Below are 250 nucleotides of genomic sequence, written 5' to 3' on the forward strand. Positions count from 1 at the left end.
CTTTGGGTGGTTCACGGATAAGGTTGATTCTAGCCAATCGCGGCGCAATTAGCCCTTGAGCTTTTCCGCAATCCAGATGGTGTGCCGCGTGCCCTTGTTGCCATGGGCGAACACCTGCACTTCTTCGGCCTTGAAGCCGGCCTTGCGCAGCTTGTCGCTGAACAGCTTGTCGGCGCTGGCCGACCATACCGCGAGCACGCCCTTGGGGCGCAGGGCCTTGGCGCAGGCGGCCAGGCCACCGGCGGAGTAG

Annotated in this window: 1 protein-coding gene; it reads right to left on the reverse strand. The window is 63.2% G+C overall.

Features of this window, described 5'->3' with window-relative positions; genetic code table 11:
- Positions 1–48 precede the first annotated feature (48 nt).
- A partial coding sequence (locus tag ACM615_RS24400) for a hypothetical protein (RefSeq protein ID WP_431012710.1) occupies positions 49–250 on the reverse strand: 202 nt, incomplete at its 5' end.

It is taken from the genome of Rahnella sp. PAMC25617 (assembly GCF_050606005.1).
Lineage (GTDB): Bacteria > Pseudomonadota > Gammaproteobacteria > Enterobacterales > Enterobacteriaceae > Rahnella > Rahnella variigena.